Source organism: Bradyrhizobium nivariense (genome assembly GCF_029846695.2).
GTDB lineage: Bacteria > Pseudomonadota > Alphaproteobacteria > Rhizobiales > Xanthobacteraceae > Bradyrhizobium.
Genome location: NZ_JARWCR020000011.1, coordinates 93,801 through 113,686 on the forward strand (window position 1 = coordinate 93,801; position 19,886 = coordinate 113,686).

General features: G+C 64.5%; 14 protein-coding genes. 4 read left to right on the top strand and 10 right to left on the bottom strand.

Annotated elements, in window-relative coordinates:
- Positions 1–37: 37 nt before the first annotated feature.
- From QCM77_RS11915 to QCM77_RS11925, 3 genes are all read right to left on the bottom strand, one after another.
- Entirely contained in the window at positions 38–1,636 is a 1,599-nt protein-coding gene (locus QCM77_RS11915; RefSeq protein ID WP_279683756.1) for an ABC transporter substrate-binding protein, read from the bottom strand.
- Positions 1,637–1,933: 297 nt separating this feature from the next.
- A complete protein-coding gene (locus QCM77_RS11920; protein WP_279683757.1) occupies positions 1,934–3,484 on the bottom strand; it encodes an AMP-binding protein in 1,551 nt (516 codons plus the stop codon).
- 18 nt (positions 3,485–3,502) lie between these two features.
- Positions 3,503–4,657 carry an iron-containing alcohol dehydrogenase gene (locus QCM77_RS11925; protein ID WP_279683758.1) on the bottom strand — a complete coding sequence of 385 codons (1,155 nt, stop codon included), beginning with the start codon at positions 4,655–4,657 and terminating at the stop codon, positions 3,503–3,505.
- A gap of 271 nt (positions 4,658–4,928) precedes the next feature.
- Between QCM77_RS11925 and QCM77_RS11930 the strand changes: the two genes are divergently transcribed.
- From QCM77_RS11930 to QCM77_RS11940, 3 genes are all read left to right on the top strand, one after another.
- Positions 4,929–6,146 carry an efflux RND transporter periplasmic adaptor subunit gene (locus QCM77_RS11930; protein ID WP_279665178.1) on the top strand — a complete coding sequence of 406 codons (1,218 nt, stop codon included), beginning with the start codon at positions 4,929–4,931 and terminating at the stop codon, positions 6,144–6,146.
- Complete coding sequence (locus tag QCM77_RS11935; protein ID WP_279683760.1) at positions 6,143–9,307, top strand: efflux RND transporter permease subunit; 3,165 nt, start codon at positions 6,143–6,145, stop codon at positions 9,305–9,307. Before QCM77_RS11930 ends, QCM77_RS11935 begins: the two co-directional genes overlap by 4 nt.
- A 275-nt stretch (positions 9,308–9,582) precedes the next feature.
- Positions 9,583–10,776, top strand: a complete 1,194-nt coding sequence (locus tag QCM77_RS11940; protein ID WP_279683761.1) for an ABC transporter substrate-binding protein — start codon at positions 9,583–9,585, stop codon at positions 10,774–10,776.
- A 61-nt stretch (positions 10,777–10,837) separates the two neighbouring features.
- Here QCM77_RS11940 and QCM77_RS11945 read toward each other — a convergent pair whose 3' ends face one another.
- The 4 genes from QCM77_RS11945 to QCM77_RS11960 are packed head-to-tail and all read right to left on the bottom strand — an operon-like array spanning position 10,838 to position 15,436.
- Complete coding sequence (locus QCM77_RS11945; protein WP_279665173.1) at positions 10,838–11,224, bottom strand: MAPEG family protein; 387 nt, start codon at positions 11,222–11,224, stop codon at positions 10,838–10,840.
- Positions 11,225–11,251: 27 nt separating this feature from the next.
- Positions 11,252–12,334: a lipocalin-like domain-containing protein gene (locus tag QCM77_RS11950; RefSeq protein WP_279683762.1), complete on the bottom strand. Its 1,083-nt coding sequence runs from the start codon at positions 12,332–12,334 to the stop codon at positions 11,252–11,254.
- A complete protein-coding gene (locus QCM77_RS11955) occupies positions 12,324–14,786 on the bottom strand; it encodes an FtsX-like permease family protein (protein WP_279683764.1) in 2,463 nt (820 codons plus the stop codon). Before QCM77_RS11955 ends, QCM77_RS11950 begins: the two co-directional genes overlap by 11 nt.
- The gene (locus QCM77_RS11960; RefSeq protein WP_279683765.1) at positions 14,783–15,436 is read right to left on the bottom strand and encodes an ABC transporter ATP-binding protein; all 654 of its coding nucleotides are present in this window, start codon (positions 15,434–15,436) and stop codon (positions 14,783–14,785) included. Before QCM77_RS11960 ends, QCM77_RS11955 begins: the two co-directional genes overlap by 4 nt.
- Positions 15,437–15,581: 145 nt before the next feature.
- Here QCM77_RS11960 and QCM77_RS11965 point away from each other — a divergent pair, with 145 nt between their 5' ends.
- Positions 15,582–16,907 carry an MFS transporter gene (locus QCM77_RS11965; protein ID WP_279665167.1) on the top strand — a complete coding sequence of 442 codons (1,326 nt, stop codon included), beginning with the start codon at positions 15,582–15,584 and terminating at the stop codon, positions 16,905–16,907.
- A 156-nt stretch (positions 16,908–17,063) separates the two neighbouring features.
- Here QCM77_RS11965 and QCM77_RS11970 read toward each other — a convergent pair whose 3' ends face one another.
- The 3 genes from QCM77_RS11970 to QCM77_RS11980 form a co-directional block, all read right to left on the bottom strand.
- Positions 17,064–18,269, bottom strand: a complete 1,206-nt coding sequence (locus tag QCM77_RS11970; RefSeq protein WP_279683767.1) for an MFS transporter — start codon at positions 18,267–18,269, stop codon at positions 17,064–17,066.
- A 182-nt stretch (positions 18,270–18,451) separates the two neighbouring features.
- A complete protein-coding gene (locus tag QCM77_RS11975) occupies positions 18,452–18,625 on the bottom strand; it encodes a hypothetical protein (RefSeq protein ID WP_279683769.1) in 174 nt (57 codons plus the stop codon).
- Between the two features lie 87 nt (positions 18,626–18,712).
- The gene (locus QCM77_RS11980; protein ID WP_279665163.1) at positions 18,713–19,750 is read right to left on the bottom strand and encodes an MBL fold metallo-hydrolase; all 1,038 of its coding nucleotides are present in this window, start codon (positions 19,748–19,750) and stop codon (positions 18,713–18,715) included.
- Positions 19,751–19,886 lie beyond the last annotated feature (136 nt).

Sequence of the window (19,886 nt, forward strand, 5' to 3'; positions counted from 1 at the left end):
GCCTCCTGCCGATCTCGTCAGCTGCCCGTGGCCCGCGCTACTTGTCCATCCAGACATCCTCGTACCGGTATCCGTTGTAGGAGCTGTTCGACATCACCGTCACGCCCTTGACGTAAGGTTGCCAGCAGCTGCCGGTCCGCGCATGGAAGATGATCGGGCGGGCGACGTCCTCCTGCAGCTTCCTGTCGATGTCCCACACCAGCTTCTTGCGCTTGTTGACGTCGGTCTCCTGCGACTGCGCGTCGAACAGCTTTTCGATCTCCTTGTTGCAGTAATTGGTGTAGTTGCGCTCGGAACCGCAGGAATAGTTTTCGTAGAACGACTGGTCGGGATCGTCGACGGCATTGCCCGTCAGGTTGAGGCCGAGCATGTAGTCTTTACGCGCGATCTTCGAGAACCAGTTCGCGGTCTCGACCACGTCGAGCTCGCCGTCGATATAGATGCTCTTGAGCTGGTCGATCAGGATCACCGCGGGATCGCGGTAGACCGGGATGTTGCGGGTCGAGACCTTGACGGCGAGGTGCTTGTCCGGTCCGTAGCCGGCCTTCTGCATCAGCTTCCTGGCTTCGTCGCGGTTGGCGTTGATATCGGGGCCGTAGCCCGGAATGGTCTCGAGCATCTCCTTCGGCATGCCCCACAGCCCGTTCGGCGGCGGCAGCAGGGTGCCGCCGACGTCGCCCTGGCCCTCGAACATGATCGAGATGAAGGCCTTGCGATCCAGCGACAGCGCCATGGCGCGCCGGATGTCGATATTGTCGAACGGCGGTGCGGACGAATTGACGATGATATTGGTCGCGACATTGTTGGGCTCGACCACGCAGACCGCGTTCGGCGCCTGCGATTTGACGTCCTTCAGGAGCGGAATGCTCACCTCGGTCGGGAAGGCCATGTCGAATTTGCCGGCGACGAAGGCGAGGATGGCCGTCGAGCGGTTCGGGATGATGGTGAACTCGATGCCGTCGAGATAGGGCCGGCCCTTGCGCCAATAGTCGGGATTGCGGGTCAGCTTGATCGATTCATTGGCCTTGAACTCGACGAACTTGAACGGCCCGGTGCCGATCGGATGCGTGCGCATGTCGCCGGGCGAGACGTGACAGGGATAGACCGGCGTGTAGCCCGAGGCGAGCAGGGCCAGCAGCGAAGGCTGCGGCCGCTTCAGGTTGAAGGAGACCTCGAGATCGCCGTTGGTGGAGACGTCGTTAACTTGTTCGTACCAGGTCTTGCGCGGATTCTGCCGGAACTTCTGCTGCGACTTGCCCATCAACATGTCGAAGGTGCATTTGACGTCCGCCGAGGTGAACGGCTTGCCGTCGTGCCACTTCACGCCCGGGCGCAGCTTGAAGGTCAGTGTCTTGTTGTCGTTGACCCAGGCCCAGCTCTCGGCGAGCTCGGGCACGATGGTGTCCATGCTGTTCTGCGCCACGTCCTGCTTGTAGATGATGAGGTTGTTGAACACAGGCATGAAGGGAACGTTGAGCGAGTAGGTCGCGCCTTCATGGATCGAGGCATTGCCAGGACTGTCGCGGTGGTACATCCGCAAAATCCCGCCCTGCTTGGGCTCGCCGGCGAGTGCAATGGTCGAAAACGCAAGCAAAGATAGCACCGCCGTTGCGGCGAGCGCCCGTACGCTCCGCATCCTCGTCCTCCCTGGACATCGGCCTTTTGCGGCCTGTTTGACAAGACGATAGCGACGCGGGCGGAGGGAGGCAACGGCCAACGCTCGTTACGGCCTTGGCAATTTGGATGACGTAAGGCCGCACGTGGCTCCTTCTCACGATGTGAGTGATGGTTCCCCCGGCGTCGTCCTGGCGAAAGCCAGGACCCATTACCCCAGGGAGGAGTTTGGCGAAGACCAGTCGTTCGGTACTGCCACCGACCACAATCGGGAGATCACGCGGTATGGGTCCTGGCTTTCGCCAGGACGACAGCGGGCTCACACAATCCTCGACGCCTTGTTCCCCCAATACCGGTCCCTTAGCAGCCGCTTGTACAGCTTCCCGGTCGGCAGTCGCGGCAGTTCCTCTTCGAAATCGACCGAGCGCGGCACCTTTTGCCGCGACAGCTGCGCCCCGCAGAAGGCGATAAGCTCTTCGGCCAGTGCCGGCCCCGGCACCACGCCGGGCATCGGCTGCACCACCGCCTTGACCTCTTCGCCGAGATCGGGATTGGGCACGCCGAACACCGCGGCGTCCGCGACCTTCGGATGGGTGATCAGCAGATTCTCGCACTCCTGCGGATAGATGTTCACCCCGCCGGAGATGATCATGAAGGTCGCGCGATCCGTCAAATAGAGGAAGCGGTCCTCGTCGACATAGCCGACGTCGCCGACCGTGCTCATGCTGCCGTCGGCCGAGCGCGCCTCTTTCGTCTTCTCCGGGTCGTTGAAATATTCGAATGGCGAGGCCGTCTTGAACCAGACCTGGCCTGGCGTTCCCGTCGGGCACGCCTTCATGTTCTCGTCGAGGATATGGAGGTCGCCGAGCAGCACCTTGCCGACCGTGCCGCGATGGGCGAGCCATTCCGCGCTGTTGCAGGCGGTGAAGCCAAGACCTTCGGTCGCGCCGTAATATTCGTGGATAATCGGGCCCCACCATTTAATGACGTCGTCCTTCACCAGCGCAGGGCAGGGCGCAGCGGCGTGGATGGCGATCTCAAGCGAGGAGAGGTCGTAGCGCGTGCGCACCTCTTCCGGCAGCTTCAGCATGCGCGAAAACATCGTCGGCACCAGCTGGGTATGCGTAATGCCCCATTGCTGCACGAACTGGAGATAACGCTCGGGATCGAACGTTTCCATGATGATGACGGTGCCGCCCATCCGGATCGTCAGGTTCACGGCGGCCTGCGGCGCCGAGTGATAGAGCGGCGCGGGCGACAGATAGATCATGCCCTCCCGGTACTGCCAGAGCTTTGTCAGGAATTCGAACAGCGGAAGAACGTGCTTCGGCGGTTCCTCCGGCAGCGGCCGCAAAATGCCTTTCGGTCGTCCCGTCGTTCCCGACGAGTAAAGCATGGCGGTGCCGAGCCACTCGTCCGCGATCGGCGTCCCCGGCAGGTCGGCGGTCACCTCAGTGAGGTCGACGATGCGTTCACTCTCGCCCGGGCCGTCGGCGACGATGCACAGCTTGATATCGGGGCAGGCCTCGATCGCCTCGCGGGCGATATCGAGCTTCGCAACCGACGTGATCAGGATTCTCGACTGGCTGTTGACGAGGAGATAAGCGAGCTCGCCCGGCGTCAGGAACGAGTTGATGCAGGTGTAGTACAGACCGGAGCGCTCGCCCGCGCCGCAGGCTTCAAGATAGCGGGAATTGTTCTCCATGAAGATCGAGCAGTGGTCGAGCCGCTTCAAGCCGTGCTTGCGGAACAGGTGCGCAAGCCGGTTGCTGCGCGCATCGAGCTCGCGATAGGTGACGGTCTCGCCGGTCGCCGCCATGATGAAGGCGGGCTGGAGCGGGCGCAGGCGGGTATGCTGACCTGGGTACATCGGTCCTCCGGCTTTAGATCATGCGGCAAGAAGCAGGATTTCGCGCAACTGCGCCGGGCCGTCGATCTTGCGCGGGTTGCGCGGGATCCAGTTCGTGCGCATCGCAGCTTCCGCGATGGCGTCGAAATGCTCCGGCGAGACGCGCACGTCAGCGAGGCTGCGCGGCATGCCGAGCGAGCGGATGAAGGCATCGAGCACATCGGCCGCCTTGTGGCCGGGAAAGCCCATCGCGGCCGCGACGATCGTCTGGCGATCGGCATTGTCGCGCGCATTCCAGCGCATCACGGCCGGCAGCATGATGCAGGAGGTGTAGCCATGCGGTACGTCGAAGGCCGCGCCCAGCACGTAACCGATGCCGTGGCTTGCCCCCATCGGCACGCCGGCGGCGAGCGCGCCCATCGACAGCCAGGTGCCGATCTGCGCATCCATCCGCGCGTCCAGATCGGACGGATCGGCCTTCACCCGCGGCAGCGCGTCGGCGAGCATGGCGAGGCCCTTCACCGACTGTGCGTCGGCATAGGGGTGCGTCTCGCGCGAGCAGATCGCCTCGACGCAATGATCGATGGCGCGGATGCCGGTGGAGAGGAAGAGCCATTCCGGCGTGTGCACGGTCATGGCGGGATCGAGGATCGTCGCGCGCGGCACCACGAGCGGATGCCGTAGCATCTGCTTCACATGGGTGGTGCGGTCGGTGACGCCCGCGATCGAGCTGAACTCGCCGCCGGCGATCGTGGTCGGCACGCTGATCTGGCGCACCGTCGGCGCCGTCATCTCGGGCGCGACACCCTTGTGCACGCGGATACGCTCGATGCCGTCGACATCGTCGATGCCGTTGGCAAGGCAGAGCTGCACCGCCTTGGCGCCGTCAGTGATCGAGCCGCCGCCCACGGTGACGATCAGGTCAGTGCCCGCTTCACGCGCCGCATTGGTGGCGGCGATCACCGCCTCGCGCGGTGTGTGCGCCGGCATGGCATCGAAGACGCCCGCGCAGCGCGTGGCCAGGGCCTGTTTGATCTTCGCGATTTCGTCGGTCTGCCGGTTGAGCGTGCCGGAGACCATCAGGAAGGCGCGGCGCGTCCCCAGCCGGTCCATCTGCGCGACAATCGCCTCGGCTGCGGGATGACCGAACACAACCTCCTCGATCGCGCCGTAAACGACACGTCCCTGGTGCATGCCTGTCCTCCCCGGACAATTCGTCTTGTTTTTTATGAGGGTAATCTAGCCGAGCCGGCTCCGCCCGTCATGTGCGAAGACGCTGGCCGCTCTTCTTTCCCGCAGGCGGGAGAGCCGAACAAGCCCTGTCAACCCGCCATCCGGCCAGGGCATTCTTCCGAGCATTGCGCGTTCATTGGTCTTGAAGAGTTCATCATTGAAACCCATCTTGTGGCGCCCGCGGGTAGAGGCGTACCCTGCTGTTTCTGCGGTTTTTATGCGAGGACCTGGGATGAGTGGACCGGACGGAAGCGAGCAGTTTGTCAAAAAGCACGATTTCGTTTCGCCTCGACCTCGCGCGATCGCCGGGCTTCTCACCGCGGCATTCGCTCTCGCCGGCTGCGGCCAGCCGGCCTCGCAAGGCGCGGCACCGCCGCCTGCGCCGGTGACCGTCGCCCAGCCGGTCAAGCGCACTGTCACCGATTGGGACGAATTCACCGGTCGCTTCGAGGCGACGGAGGAGGTGCAGGTGCGCCCCCGCGTCGGCGGCTTCGTCAACTCGGTCGAGTTCCAGGACGGCGCCATCGTGCATCAGGGCGATCTGCTCTACGTCATCGACCCGCGTCCGTTCGAGGCGGTGGCCGAGCAGGCGGACGGCCAGCTCTCGGACGCACGCGCCAAGGTGGAACTCGCCAAGCGCGAGCTCGACCGTGGACTGAACCTGGTCCAGACCAGCGCAGTGTCCGAGCAGGTCGTCGACCAGCGCCGCCAGGCCTTGCAGGCCGCGCACGCTGCGGAAGTGCAGGCCGAAGGCGCGCTGAAGGCCGCCAGGCTCAATATCGAGTTCACGCATGTGACGGCGCCGCTGACGGGCCGCGTCAGCCGCCATCTCGTCAGCCCCGGCAACCTTGTGCAGGGCAGCGACACCGGTACGTCGACGCTGTTGACCTCGATCGTGACGCTCGATCCGATCTACGTCTATTTCGACATGGATGAGGCGACCTTCATCAAATACAGCAAGCTGTGGTTCGAAGGCCGGCGCCCGAGTTCGCGCGAGACCGCGAACCCGGTCCAGGTGACGCTCGCCGGCGAGACCAAGCCGTCGCATGACGGCTCGATCAACTTCCTCGACAACCGTCTCGATGTCTCGACCGGTACGCTGCGCAGCCGCGCCGTGATCAAGAACACCGATCTCTCGATCCTGCCCGGCCAGTTCGGCCGCGTCCGGCTGATCGGCAGTGCGCCCTATGAGGCGCTGCTGATTCCGGACGTCGCGGTCGCCACCGACCAGTCCCGCAAGATCGTGTTCGTGGTCAAGCCGGACGACACCGTCGAGGCGCGTCCGGTGGTGCTCGGACCGCTCGATGAGGGCTTGCGCGTGATCCGCGAGGGGCTGAAGGCGGAGGACCGCGTCATCGTCAACGGCATCCAGCGCGCCCGTGTCGGCGCCAAGGTCGCTCCGTCTGCCGCGCAAGCGCCAGCCGGTGGCAAGCCCGGTGACAAATCATGAATCTTGGCCGTCTCTCCATCAACCAGCCCATTCTGGCGATGGTGCTGTCGATCGTGCTGCTGATCGTCGGCGCGCTGGCCTATACCACGCTGCCGGTCTCCGAATATCCGCAAGTGGTGCCGCCGACCGTCGTCGTCACCACGCAATATCCGGGCGCCTCCGCGCAGACCGTATCCGACACCGTCGCCGCTCCGATCGAGCAACAGATCAACGGCGTCGAGGACATGCTGTATCTCTACAGCCAGGCGACCTCGAACGGGCAATTGACGATCACCGTCACCTTCAAGCTCGGCACCGACCTCGACAAGGCACAGGTGCTGGTCCAGAATCGCGTCGCGATCGCGCAGCCGCAACTGCCGGACGAAGTGCAGCGCAACGGCGTCGTCACCCGCAAGAACTCGCCCGACATCCTGATGGTCGTGTTCATGCTGTCGCCCGACGACACGTTCGACCAGCTCTACATCTCCAATTACGCGCTGCTCCAGGTCCGCGACCAGCTGCTGCGGATCGACGGCGTCGGCGACATCCAGATTTTCGGCGCACGCGATTATTCGATGCGGTTGTGGCTCGACCCTGACCGGATCGCCAATCTCGGCTTGACCTCGACCGAAGTGCTCGCCGCGATCCGTGCGCAGAACGTGCAGATCGCCGGCGGCCAGATCGCCGAGCCGCCGATTGCAGATCGCGCCTTCCAGCCGAACCTCACCTTCACCGGGCGTTTGAAAGACCAGAAGCAGTTCGAGGACATCCTGATCAAGGCCGGTTCCGACGGCCGCACGGTGCGCCTGCGCGACGTCGCCCGTATCGAGCTCGGTGCGCTGGCGTACTCGACCAACAGCTTCCTGTTGCGCAAATCGGCAGTCGCCATGCTGGTGACGCAGCGGCCGGGATCGAACGCGCTCGCGACGGCAAAAAACATCTCCGACACGATGACGAAGCTCAAGGCGAGCTTCCCGAAGGGCCTCGATTACAATATCGGCTACAACCCGACCGAATTCATCGCGCAGTCCGTCCATGAGCTGATCAAGACGATCTACGAGGCCATGCTGCTCGTGGTCATCGTGGTGCTGGTGTTCCTGCAGGGCTGGCGACCGGCGATCATTCCGATCATCGCGATCCCGGTTTCGCTGGTCGGCACCTTCGCGGTGATGGCGGCACTCGGTTTCTCTATCAACAATCTTACGCTGTTCGGCCTCGTGCTCGCCGTCGGCATCGTGGTCGACGACGCCATCGTGGTGGTCGAGAATGTCGAGCGCCATCTCGAGCACGGCATGAGCCGGCGCGATGCCGCACTCAAGACCATGGAGGAGGTCGGCGGCGCGCTGGTCTCGATCGCGCTGGTGCTGTGCGCGGTGTTCGTCCCGACCGCATTTCTCGGCGGCATTTCCGGGCAGTTCTTCCAGCAATTCGCCGTCACCATTGCGGTGGCGACCGCGATCTCCTGCTTCTGCTCGCTGACTCTGTCGCCGGCGCTGGCCTCGCAGATCCTTACGCCGCATGAGGAGAAACGGCCGCCCGCCGCCTGGAATCTCATCGCGCGCGGCTGGAACGCCTTCACCGGCGTGTTCAACCGCGTGTTCGACCGTCTCGCACACGGCTATGCCGGCCTCGCCAATTTCGTGATCCGGCACTCGGTGGTGATGATCCTGATCTATGTCGCGCTGATCGGCAGCGCCGGCTGGCTGATCGGGACCACGTCGCAAGGCTTTATTCCGGCGCAGGACCGCGGCTATGTCATCGTCTCCGTGCAATTGCCCGGCGCCGCGTCACTGGCGCGCACCACGGAGATCGTCCGCGAGATCGAGCGGATATCGCTGGATACGCCGGGTATCGTCCGCGTTGCCGCTTTCGCGGGCTTCTCCGGCGCGACGCGCACGCAGGCCGGCAACGCGGCCGCACTGTTCCCGGTGTTCGATGAACCCGAGGTGCGCCTGAAGAAGGGGCTGACGGCGAACGCCATCACGGCCGAGCTGCGCAAGCGGCTCGCCGTGATCCAGGGCGCGTTCATCATCGTCATTCCGCCGCCGGCCGTGCCCGGCATCGGCACCGGCGGCGGCTTCACCATCCGCATCCAGGACCGCCAGGGCCGCGGGCCGGAGCTGCTTGCCGCGGCCACCGACGAGCTTGTCGCCGCGGCGCGCAAATCGCCCTCGCTGCTCGGTCCCACGGTGTTCTCGCCATTCTCGGCCAATACGCCGCAGCTGTTCGTCGACATCGACCGCACCAAGGCGCAGAAGCTCAGTGTCCCCATCGCCAACATCAATGACACGATCCAGACCTATTTCGGATCGACCTATGTCAACGACTTCAACCTGTTCGGCCGCACCTATCACGTCACCGCACAGGCCGACTTTCCGTTCCGAAAGGAGCCGAGCGATCTTTCGCGGCTGCGCACGCGCAACGCGTCGGGTGACATGGTGATGCTCGGCAGCGTGGTCGAGTTCAAGGACGTCTCCGGCCCCGACCGCGTCGCGCGCTACAATCTCTATGCGGCGTCCGAGCTGCAAGGCGAGCCGGCGCCGGGCACCAGCTCGACCACCGCGCTCAACGCCATCAAGAAGCTCGCCGACGACACCTTGCCGAGCGGCTTCACCTTCGAATGGACGGACCTTTCCTATCAACAGGTCACAGGCGGCAATGCGGGTCTCTACGTGTTCCCGATCTGCGTGCTGTTCGTCTATCTCGTGCTCGCGGCGCAATATGGCAGCTGGACCTTGCCGTTCGCAGTGATCCTGATCGTTCCGATGTGCCTGTTGGCCGCCACGATCGGCGTGCGCATCATGGGGCAGGACGTCAACATCCTCACCCAGATCGGCTTTGTCGTGCTGGTAGGATTGGCGGCGAAGAACGCGATCCTGATCGTCGAGTTCGCCCGCGACATCGAGAACGAAGGCAAGCCGCGGCTGGAGGCCGTGATCGAGGCCTGCCGCCTGCGCCTGCGGCCGATCCTGATGACGTCCTTCGCCTTCATCCTCGGCGTGCTGCCACTGGTGATATCGTCCGGCTCGGGCTCGGAAATGCGGCAAGCCGTCGGGGTCGCCGTGTTCTTCGGCATGATCGGCGTCACCCTGTTCGGGCTGTTGTTCACGCCGATCTTCTACGTGGTGGTGAGGAACCTCGCCGAGGGGAAGAACGACGGAAAGCCGAAGGCGGTGGGCTGATGCTCCCCCAACGTCGTCCTGGCGAAAGCCAGGACCCATTACCCCAGGGAGAGGTTGCTGTGCGAGCTGCTAACTCCGAGACTTAGCCAAACAGCTCCCTGGGGTAATGGGTCCTGGATCAACGCTCGCTCCGCTCGCTTGTCCAGGACGACGGCAGCTCATCATCAAGAAGGCCGCGCCCATACTAACGACCAACATGAAATGGATGGGCAGGCGCGGGGTTCTTCACTAGTATCCGCGCGATTTCAAAACAGAAAACTGCTGGGAGCTAACCTATGAAATCAGCACTTTTGGCCGCTGTCGCAACGTCGGCTTTGCTGCTGGCCGCGCCGGCCTCCGCGCAAGGCGTCAAGATCGGCATCCTCAACGACCAGTCCGGCGTCTACGCCGATTACGGCGGCAAATGGTCGGTCGAAGCCGCCAAGATGGCGATCGAGGATTTCGGCGGCGAGGTGCTGGGCCAGAAGATCGAGCTTGTCACCGCGGACCACCAGAACAAGCCGGATCTCGCGACCTCGATCGCGCGCCGCTGGTATGATGTCGAGAACGTCGACATGATCACGGAGCTGACGACCTCATCGGTCGCGCTCGCGATCCACGAACTCTCCAAGGAAAAGAAGAAGATCGACATCGTCGTCGGCGCTGCGACCTCGCGCCTCACCGGCGATGCCTGCCAGCCCTACGGTTTCCATTGGGCCTATGACACCCGCGCGCTCGGGGTCGGCACCGGCGGCTCGCTGACCAAGGCCGGCGGCGACACCTGGTTCTTCCTCACCGCGGACTACGCCTTCGGCTACGCGCTGGAGAAGGACACCAGCGAGATCGTCACCGCCAATGGCGGCAAGGTGCTCGGCTCGGTGCGCGTGCCGCTCAACTCCTCGGACTTCTCCTCCTTCCTGCTCCAGGCGCAGAGCTCGAAGGCGAAGATCGTTGGTCTTGCCAATGCCGGCCTCGACACCACCAACTCGATCAAGCAGGCGTCCGAGTTCGGCATCGTCGCCAGTGGCCAGAAGCTCGCCGGCCTGCTGATGACGCTGGCCGAAGTGAACGGGCTCGGCTTGCAGGCCGCGCAAGGCCTGGTGCTGACCGAGGGCTATTACTGGGATGTCAACGACCGCACGCGCAATCTCGGCGAACGCTTTCTCAAGCGCACCGGGCGGATGCCGAACATGATCCAGGCCGGCACCTATTCGGCGACGCTGAGCTATCTCAAGGCGGTCAAGGCCGCCGGCAGCAAGGATCCGGATGCGGTCGCCAAGAAGCTGAAGGAGCTGCCGGTCGACGACGATTTTGCGCAAGGCGGCAAGGTGCTCGAGAACGGCCGCATGGTCCACGACATGTATCTGTTCGAGGTCAAGAAGCCCTCGGAATCGAAAAAGCCTTGGGATTACTACAAGCAGCTCGCGGTCGTTCCCGGCGACAAGGCATTCTTCACCGCCAAGGACAGCGGCTGCCCGCTGACGAAGTAAGGGTGTTTATGTCGTCCTGGCGAAGCCAGGACGACACTGAGTGTGTCGTCGCAGCTCGGCCTCACACCAGCCGCAGCACCGACGCTCCCAGCGCGCCCGCCCACAGTGCAATGGCGGCGATGCCCTGGATCATGAAGCCTGGGCCGCGTTTTGCGGCGGCCTTCGAATAGCCGATGAAATAGACGATGCGACCGACGATCCAGATCGCGCCGATCGCCGCTGCGCCGGCGTCGCTGATGTAAACCGCGAACAGCCAGAGCGACGGCAGGAAGATCGGCATCCATTCCAGCGTGTTCATCTGGATGCGGAAGGCGCGCTCGAAATCCGGATGGCCCGACATCGCGGGCACCTTGACGCCGGTCCTGGTGCGCGAGCGCGACACGTTGATGCAAGTGAAGAAATAGAACAGGATCGCCAGCAGCGTGACGAGGGCGGTGAGGTGATACATCGCTAGTCCCTTCGAAGAGGTCCCGGTTCAATAGCCGGTCAGCTCGAGATAGCCAACGCCGTCATGCGTGCCGGCAAAGCTGATCGGCCCTTCCCAATAGGAAAAGCCGGTCCCCATCCACGCCTTCGGATTGAGCGGCTTGCACAGGATCGAGAACGACCGCGGGGGGATCGCGATCTGCCATTCCACCGGCAGCTTGTGTCCCGCGACCTCGGCGGTCGCTTTCGGGCTCATCTGGATGTCGTCGCCCGCAATCATTTGCGTGTCGCCCGCGGCGGAGATCCAGTTGCCGAACGGATGATTTTGGCCGTCCTTCTGGCGTAGCCGGTACAGCATCAGCTTGTCGCCGGACGCCAGATGCAGCGACAGCCAGTCCCAGCCGGTCTGGTCGGCGTCGAGCGGCTGGCTGCTCCATTCGCGGTCCATCCAGGCCCGGCCGGAGACATCGACCGGCCGGTCGTCGATGGTGAGCGTGCCGCGGGCGCGATAGAACGGCTGGCTGTAATAGTAGGAGGCCTGCCCGCGCTCTGACTTGCGGCTGTAGCCGCCATCGCCCTGCAACACCACTGGACGATCCGCCTCTAACGTCAGCGCGTAGCTGAAATCGGCACCCGAGGCCTTCAGCGTCAGCGGCGCCAGGGCTCGATCGCCGGTGCGCTCGGATCCGTTCATCTCCCAATCGTCGATCCAGGCCGCGAACGGTTTTGCCGTGACGCCGGCCTGCCCCACACCGCCGCGTGAAAACAGCTCGTTGAAGCGGTGAGTGTCGGCGCGCGTCACCGCGGCGTGGGCCATCCACACCTGTTGGTTGGCCCAGCCGTCGCCTTGCGGCCCCGGCTGCGTCGCCTGGCGGAACAGCGTCCATTGCAGGCCGCAAGGAGCGCCGCTGCCGTCGACGAGATTCGCCGTGAGATACCACCACTCGATGCGAAATTCCGGATGAGGCCCGTGATCGCCCGGAAAGGCGAACGTCTTTCCGGGCGTTACCTTCGCAAAGCCATCGGCCGTCTCGCCGAGCCCGGCATAGCCTTGCGCGCCCGCGCGGCGGGCAGCCACGAGCGCGGCGATGGCGCCGGCGAAGGTGCGCCGCGAGATCCTGTCAGCGCTCATTGGCAAACACCTGGACGAGGCTCGCCGGCTGCATCCGGGCCAGTCGTATCATCGGCAGCAGGGCGGCAAGCAACGAGGCGATCAGCGCGACCGCGACCAGCTCGACCAGTTGCAGCGGAAACACATGGAACGGCAGCCGCCAACCGAACGCTTTCACGTTCACGATTGCGATCAAGCACCACGCCACCAACAGCCCGAGCGGTACGGCGAGCAGCGACGTGAACAGCGCAACCGACAGCGTCTTGGTCAGTTCGATCGCGGCAAGGCGCGGCCGCGTGATGCCGATCGCCCAGAGCGGTGCGAGCTGCGGCAGGCGGGAATTCGCCAGCGTCAAAAGGCTGGTCAAAAGCGCGATGCCGGCGACGCCGAGCGTGAACGCGTTCAGCGCCGACGTCACCGCAAAGGTGCGGTTGAAGATGCGGATCGATTCCGCTTTCACCGTCGCCTGATCGGCGACGTTGCGGTCGTCGAGCGCAAACTGCTGCTGTAGTGCCGCGATCAGGCCGGGGATATTTTGCTTCGCAACGATGAGGCCGATGCGCGTCTGCGGCGTCTGCGGAAATTGCCGAATCAGCGCCGCGACGTTCACCGCAAGCTGTCCCTTGGGATTGCCGTAATCGGCATAGATGCCGACGATGTCGAGCTCCCAGGTCCCGCCCTGCGCCGGCACCTCGATGACATCGCCGACGCGGACGTTGAGGCGGCGGCTCAGCTGCTCGCTGATGAAGGCGGCATTGCCGGGTATGAGCTGGGTCCAGGCACGGGGCGCGGCTTCCAGCAGCGGCCAGCGCTCGCGATAGAGCGCGTGATCGGGCAGGCCGAGCAGTTCCACCGGCTGGCCCTGCACCTGCGTTTCGGCACGCCCGCCCGGCAGGATCGCCTGGACATCGCTGCGCTCCTTCAGCCAGTTGCGGATCGCGACGCCTTTCGCATTGTCGGAGGCGCTGATGTAGACATCGGCGGCGAGCCGCCCGTTGAGCCAGCCGATGAAGGTGCGGCTGAAGGTTTCCACCATGGTGGAGACCCCGACATTGACGGCGAGCGCGAGCAGCAGCGCCATCAGCGCCAGCGACAAGCCCGAGAGCTGCTGCCGGCTGTCCGCCCAGAACCACAGGGCGAGCGGCTGTCGCGCGAAACGCTGCCCGGCCAGCAGGATGAGTTCGAGGAAGGCCGGCAGGATCAACGCGGCGCCAAACATCAGCGCTGCCAGCACGCCAAAGCCCGCGATCAGTGATTGCCCGTAGTGGAGCAGCAACAGCGCGACCGCGAACACGGCGCAGGCGGCACTGCTTTGCAGGATCAGCCAGCGGCGCTGCCTCTGCTGCCAGGCGCGCGGCTGTGCGGTCGCCAGCACCGGCATCCTGATCGCCTTGATCAGGCTGGTCGCCGCGGCCACCATCGCGCCGGCAATGCTGATGCCGACCCCGGCGAGCCACCATTCAGGTCGCAAGCTGAGCTGCCCCGGAATTTGCGCGCCATAGAGTCCACGCAGCGACGCCGCGACGTCGGGCAAGAGCGCGGCCGCAATGAAATAGCCGCAGGCAAGCCCGATCAGGCCTGCGACCAGCGACAGTGCCACGAGCTCGACCACCAGCACGGTGTTGACCAGTCGCGCCGACGCGCCGCAGGCCCGCAAGGTGCGCAGCATCGGCAGCCGCTGCTCGAAGGCAAGGCCGACGGCCGAATTGACGATGAAAAGACCGACGAAGAACGACAGCAGGCCGAACGCGGTGAGGTTGAGATGGAAGCTGTCGGTGAGGTGCTCCAGTTCGGTCTCCGCATTCGGCTCGACCCGCTGCAACTGGTCGCCGACGACGCCCGCCAATGGCGCGGGCTTGCCCTTCGGTTTGCCGATCAGCAGTCGCGAGATCTGGTCCGGCTTGTTCAGCAGACGCTGCGCCACGCCGATGTCGACCACGAGCACGTCGGGCACGAGCTGCGGCTGCACGTGCAGCGGCGGCAGTATTGCGCCGTTGCTGATCGGCGGCGCTGCACCCTCCTGCTCCTGCAAATCGCTCAGCGTCTCCTTCGCCACCAGCGTCTGGCCCGGCGGCGCGACGAAGCTGCTCAGATCCGAAGCACCGAGGCGCGGCGCGTTGCCGACGTCGGCCGGCAGCGTCACCGGCTCGATCCCGAGCAATCGCAGCGAGCGTCCGTTGATCTGGACCCGTCCCTCCAGCATCGGCGAGACCGGCCAGCCGGCGCGGCGGAGCTTGACGAACAGCTCCTGCGAAAAGGTCGCGGCATCAGGTGCGACCAGCATCGGCGTGCGCGCGCCGCCGAAGGTTGCTGCGGCGCGGTCATAGGCGTTGCGGGCCTGCTGGTTGATCGCCTGCACGCCGCTCCACAGCGCGGTTGCCGAGATCAGCCCGATCAGGAGCGTCGCGAACTGCATCTTGTGGCGCCGCCAATGGCTGAGCAGCACGGCGAGGACCCACAGCGCGCGCCTCATGCGATCCGCCCTGCATGCAGGAGGACCTGGCGATCGAGTGTCGCGGCCAGATGCAGGCTGTGCGTCACCATCAGGAAGCCGCAGCCGGTACGCGTGACGAGGTCGCGCGTCAGGGCCAGCACGTCCTCGGCGGTGGCCTCGTCGAGATTGCCGGTCGGCTCGTCCGCCAGCAACAGCGAGGGCTTTGTCGCCAGCGCCCGCCCGATCGCGACCCGTTGCTGCTGTCCGCCTGATAATTGTTCTGGATAACGCTTGAGCAGGCCGTCGAGCCCGAGCCGCTCGATCAGCTCCTTGGACCATGCTGCGTCGTCCCGCCCGGCGATCCGCGCCTGGAAGGCGAGATTATCCGCAACCGACAGGCTCGGGATCAGGTTGAACTGCTGAAACACCAGGCCGATCCGGTCGCGCCGCAGCCCAGCGCGCCCCGCGTCCGACAATTTGGTGATCTCGGTGTCCTCCAACCGGATCGTGCCGTCATCGGCGGCATCGAGCCCTGCGATCAGGTGCAGCAGCGTGCTCTTGCCGCTGCCGGATTCGCCGGTCAGCGCGACGCGTTCGCCGGCCTTGAGGTCGAGATCGACGCCGCGCAGCACATGGACCGGTTCGCCGGCCGAAGAGAACGTCTTGGAGAGGTTTCGGATGCTCAGCACGATGCATGGCGCCGGACGGAATTAACGGAATTGCTGCGTAGCACACTTGCTGCGGAAATGCCGGGTTGCGTTGGTCTCGAAGCCGTTGTTAGCTCACAAGACGGCCAAATCAAAAAAGTGCCAAAAAGGACGACGGGGGAGAATCATGAGCGCTCAGGGAACGCCCAAGGTGGCGGGCAAGACGACCGAAACGCCAAAGGGCGCTTGGGCGGTCACTTTTCTGCTGTTTCTGTTCATGCTGGTAAACTTCGCCGACAAGATCGTCGTCGGTCTCGCCGGCGTGCCGATCATGACAGAGCTGAAGCTCGAGCCGGAGCAGTTCGGTCTGCTCGGCTCCTCGTTCTTCTTCCTGTTCTCGATCTCTGCGATCGTGGTCGGCTTCATCGTCAACAGGGTGCCGACGCGCTGGGTGCTGCTCGCGCTCGCGGTGGTCTGGGCGCTGGCGCAGTTTCCGATGGTCGGCACCGTCTCCTTCACCACGCTCTTGATCTGCCGCATCGTGCTCGGCGCCGGCGAAGGCCCGGCCTTCTCGGTCGCTGCCCATGCGATCTACAAATGGTTCCCCGACGAGAAGCGCACGCTGCCGACCGCGATCCTGTCGCAGGGCTCGGCCTTCGGCGTCATCCTCGCTGTGCCGGCGCTGAACTGGATCATCGTCAACCATTCCTGGCACTATGCGTTCGGCGCGCTCGGCGTCGTCGGCCTGATCTGGGTCTGTGCCTGGCTCGCGCTCGGCAAGGAAGGCCCGCTCGAGGACACACATGCTCAGGCGGCGGCCGAGACGAAGATTCCCTACGTTCAGCTTCTCACCTCGCGTACCTTCCTCGGCTGCGTCGCGGCAACCTTCGGCGCTTACTGGGCGCTATCGCTCGGGCTGACCTGGTTCACCCCGTTCATCATCAAGGGCCTCGGCTTCTCGCAGAGCCAGGCTGGCTGGATCTCGACCCTGCCTTGGGTGTTCGGCGCCACCATCGTGATCCTGACCGGCTGGATCTCCCAACTGATGATGGCCCGCGGCTCGACCACGCGCGTCGCCCGCGGCGTGCTCGGCTCCGTGCCGCTGGTCATCGGTGGCCTGATCCTGGCTGCGATGCCGCATGTCCAGGGCGCGGGCCTTCAGCTCACCTTGCTTGTGATTGGAACGGGCTTGTGCGGAGCGATCTACGTGGTCTGCCCGCCCATGCTCGGCGAGTTCACGCCGACGTCGCAGCGCGGCGCGATCCTCGCGATCTACGGCGCGCTCTATACGCTTTCGGGCATCATCGCGCCCGCCGTGATGGGCACCGTGATCCAGCGTGCCGGCAGCATGCTCGACGGCTACATGACCGGCTTCACCATCAACGCCGCGATCATGGTCGGCTCCGGCCTGCTCGGGCTGCTCCTGCTCTGGCCGAACACGGAGAAGGGCAGGCTGACCGGCACCGCCGCGCCGCGGACCGGCGAGCTGAAGGGCGCGGTGTCGCCGACGTAGATCGGTCCGCTAAAGCATGATCCGGAAAAGTGCGAAGCGGTTTTCCGAAAAGATCATGCTCAAACAACAACCTAAAGCGCGATGATGATTCATCCTCATCTCATCGCGCTTTAGCCACAAATACAGCCGTCGCCGGAACGACGGTTGAATTGTTGGCTACGAATTGCCTTTCTTCCGCTCCGTGAACGGCGACAACACCACCGTCGCGACCATGAAGATTACCGACGCCCCGAACACCCAGTGCGGCGCGCTTTGATCCATGATCCAGCCGAACAGCAGCGGGCTGACGATGCCGCCGAGATTGAAGCCGGTGGAGACGATGCCGAAGGCGCGGCCGGCCGCGCCGGGAGGTGCTGCATTGCGCACCAGCATGTCGCGCGAGGGCGCGATCACGCCGGAGAGAAATCCCGCGGTCGCCATCGTGGCGGTCAGCGCCCAGCCCGGCAGCGTGACCAAAGCGATCAGCAGCACGATCGCCGCGTTCGCGGCAAAGCACGCCGCGGCGACGTAGCCGTGGCGCTCGGTGTGGTCAGCAAGGAAGCCGCCCGCGAGCACGCCGGCAGCGCTGGCGCCAAGAAACGCGGTGAGTGCGATATTGGCGGCGGAGTAGGATGTGCCATAGCCGCTCATCAGCGCCACCACGCCGAAATTGTTGATGCCGGCGACTGACAGGCTGAGCAGCATGAACAGCGCCGTCAGCGTGATCAGCGCCGGCGTGATCACGCCCGGTTTTGGTGCGTTCTCGTTGCCCGGCTTCGCCTTGTGCGCGCCGGCATCGGGGATGTTCATGACGACCAGCAGCAGTGCCACCGCAACGCCGATTGCACCCGATGCGATCAGGGCGCCGGCACCGCCAGACACGGTGACCAGCGCGGCGACGATCGCCGGCGCCACCGCGCCGCCGAAATAGCCGGCAAAGGTATGGATCGAGAAGGCGCGGCCCATCCGCGCTTCGTCCATGTGCTCGGCGAGGATGGCGTAATCGGCAGGATGGTAGACGCTGTTGGCGAGCCCGAGCAGCACGGCACAGGCGATCAGTGAAGCGTAGCTGAGGTGCAGGCCGAGCAGGATCAGCGCGACCCCGCCGAGGGTGAGGCCACCCAGCAAAATCTTTCGCGCGCCAAAATGGTCGACGAGATAGCCGGTCGGCGCCTGCGTCAGCCCCGATACCACGGCGGACACGGTGAGCGCGAAGCCAAGCTCGACATAGCCGACGCCGAGCTGGCTCTTGAGGAACGGGAACAGCATCGGCAGGACCAGCAGATGGAAATGGCTGACCCAATGCGCGATCGAAATTCCCGTCAGCGTGCGCAGCGCGCTCTCCGCCTTGCCTTGCTGCGGTGCGGCGAGAACATCGACCATTGCAGTTCCGTTTCACTCCCTAAGGGAGCGCAAACTATCGGGCACAGCGGTTATTTGTCCATGAACGCAGGCGCATGGCAGTAGCGCGGGCAAGGCGATTCCCGCTGTCGTCCTGGCTTTCGCCAGGACGACGGCGGAGAGGAGGCGCGAGCCCGATGAAAACGCGCGCCGCCTAGCGCTACTCACAACGGCTCGTCATCCGGGCCGTAGCGGTCGCGCTTCGGCGTCACGATGTCGCCGTCTTCGTGATCATCGTCGTCGATGTCGCGCGGAGGCGGGGGCCGCTTCGCCTTGTCTTCCGCTGGCTTGTTGTCCGCAATTTTGGGCGGTTCGTTCGGCTTGCCGATCTTGGCCATGGCTGTTCCCGGATGGTGATGCTGCATCCGTCCTAGCCGGAATATATGGGCGGTTCCTGATTTATCTCAAGAACGGCGGCGAGGCCGTCAGTGCATCACCGGCCCGCCGGCCTTCTTCCAGGCATCGATGCCGCCGGCGATATGCGCGGTGTTGGTGAGCCCGGTCGCCTTGGCGGCGGCCACCGCCATCGCCGAGCGTTCGCCGAATGCGCAGAAGAACACGACGCGGCGGCCGGTGGCGGCCGCGACCTCGCGCAGCATGCCGCCCGGCTTGAGGCTCTCTTCAACGGACGGATAGGGCGTATGCAGCGCGCCTTCGAGCGTGCCGTGCTTCATCCGCTCATTGGTCTCGCGCAAATCGACCAGCAGGATATCAGGACGGCCGAGCGAGCGGATCGCCTCGACGGCGCTGAGCGCGCGGCCCTCCTTCTCGAGCTCCTCCTGATGCAGGCCGACATGCATGTTGGCGGGCACCGCGACGTCCATCATCTTCGGATTGGGCAGCTTCAGATTGGCCATCAGCTCGATATAGTCGTCGACCGAGCGCACCTGGAGCCGCGGATTGTAGCGCTTTTCCTCGCCGATGGTGGAGACGGTGTCGCCCTTGTAGTCATGCGCCGGGAACACCATCGTCTCGTCGGGCAGCTTGAGCAGGCGGTTGAAGATCGAATCGTACTGCGCGCGTGAAGAGCCGTTCTGGAAATCGGTGCGGCCGGTGCCGCGGATCAGCAGCGTGTCGCCGGTGAAGACGCGGTCGCCCATCAGATAGGAATAGGAATCGTCGGTGTGGCCAGGCGTGTACATCACGTCGAGCGACAGGCCCTCGATCGTCACCTTGTCGCCGTCGGCAACCCGCATCGCGACCACGTCGGCCTTGGTCTGGTCGCCCATCACGGTCATGCAATGGGTGCGGTCGCGCAGCTCGCCGAGGCCGGTGACGTGGTCGGCGTGGAGATGCGTGTCCACCGCCTTGACCAGCTTGAGGTCGAGCTCACGCAGCAGCTGACAGTAGCGGTCGACCTTCTCCAGCACTGGATCGAGGATCAGCGCCTCGCCGCCGGGGCGGCTCGCCAGGAGATAGCTGTAGGTGCCCGAAACACTGTCGAAGAGCTGGCGGAAGATCATGGCAAGACCCGGCGTGGAACTGATTTCAAATTCTACTACGCAAGCGGCAAAAAAGAGAAGCAATTCACTGTGTCGACATGAAGATTTAGAAGATTTTTATTGTTGGATAACTGGCCGCTTCACCGGTGCTGTCATC

What these genes read in the sequence shown, in the direction of transcription:
- QCM77_RS11920 (WP_279683757.1), bottom strand. Translation starts at nt 3,484, where the DNA reads ATGTACCCAGGTCAGCATACCCGCCTGCGCCCGCTCCAGCCCGCCTTC.
- QCM77_RS11940 (WP_279683761.1), top strand. Translation starts at nt 9,583, where the DNA reads ATGAAATCAGCACTTTTGGCCGCTGTCGCAACGTCGGCTTTGCTGCTG.
- QCM77_RS11965 (WP_279665167.1), top strand. Translation starts at nt 15,582, where the DNA reads ATGAGCGCTCAGGGAACGCCCAAGGTGGCGGGCAAGACGACCGAAACG.
- QCM77_RS11935 (WP_279683760.1), top strand. Translation starts at nt 6,143, where the DNA reads ATGAATCTTGGCCGTCTCTCCATCAACCAGCCCATTCTGGCGATGGTG.
- QCM77_RS11950 (WP_279683762.1), bottom strand. Translation starts at nt 12,334, where the DNA reads ATGAGCGCTGACAGGATCTCGCGGCGCACCTTCGCCGGCGCCATCGCC.
- QCM77_RS11955 (WP_279683764.1), bottom strand. Translation starts at nt 14,786, where the DNA reads ATGAGGCGCGCGCTGTGGGTCCTCGCCGTGCTGCTCAGCCATTGGCGG.
- QCM77_RS11975 (WP_279683769.1), bottom strand. Translation starts at nt 18,625, where the DNA reads ATGGCCAAGATCGGCAAGCCGAACGAACCGCCCAAAATTGCGGACAAC.
- QCM77_RS11930 (WP_279665178.1), top strand. Translation starts at nt 4,929, where the DNA reads ATGAGTGGACCGGACGGAAGCGAGCAGTTTGTCAAAAAGCACGATTTC.
- QCM77_RS11915 (WP_279683756.1), bottom strand. Translation starts at nt 1,636, where the DNA reads ATGCGGAGCGTACGGGCGCTCGCCGCAACGGCGGTGCTATCTTTGCTT.
- QCM77_RS11970 (WP_279683767.1), bottom strand. Translation starts at nt 18,269, where the DNA reads ATGGTCGATGTTCTCGCCGCACCGCAGCAAGGCAAGGCGGAGAGCGCG.
- QCM77_RS11945 (WP_279665173.1), bottom strand. Translation starts at nt 11,224, where the DNA reads ATGTATCACCTCACCGCCCTCGTCACGCTGCTGGCGATCCTGTTCTAT.
- QCM77_RS11980 (WP_279665163.1), bottom strand. Translation starts at nt 19,750, where the DNA reads ATGATCTTCCGCCAGCTCTTCGACAGTGTTTCGGGCACCTACAGCTAT.
- QCM77_RS11925 (WP_279683758.1), bottom strand. Translation starts at nt 4,657, where the DNA reads ATGCACCAGGGACGTGTCGTTTACGGCGCGATCGAGGAGGTTGTGTTC.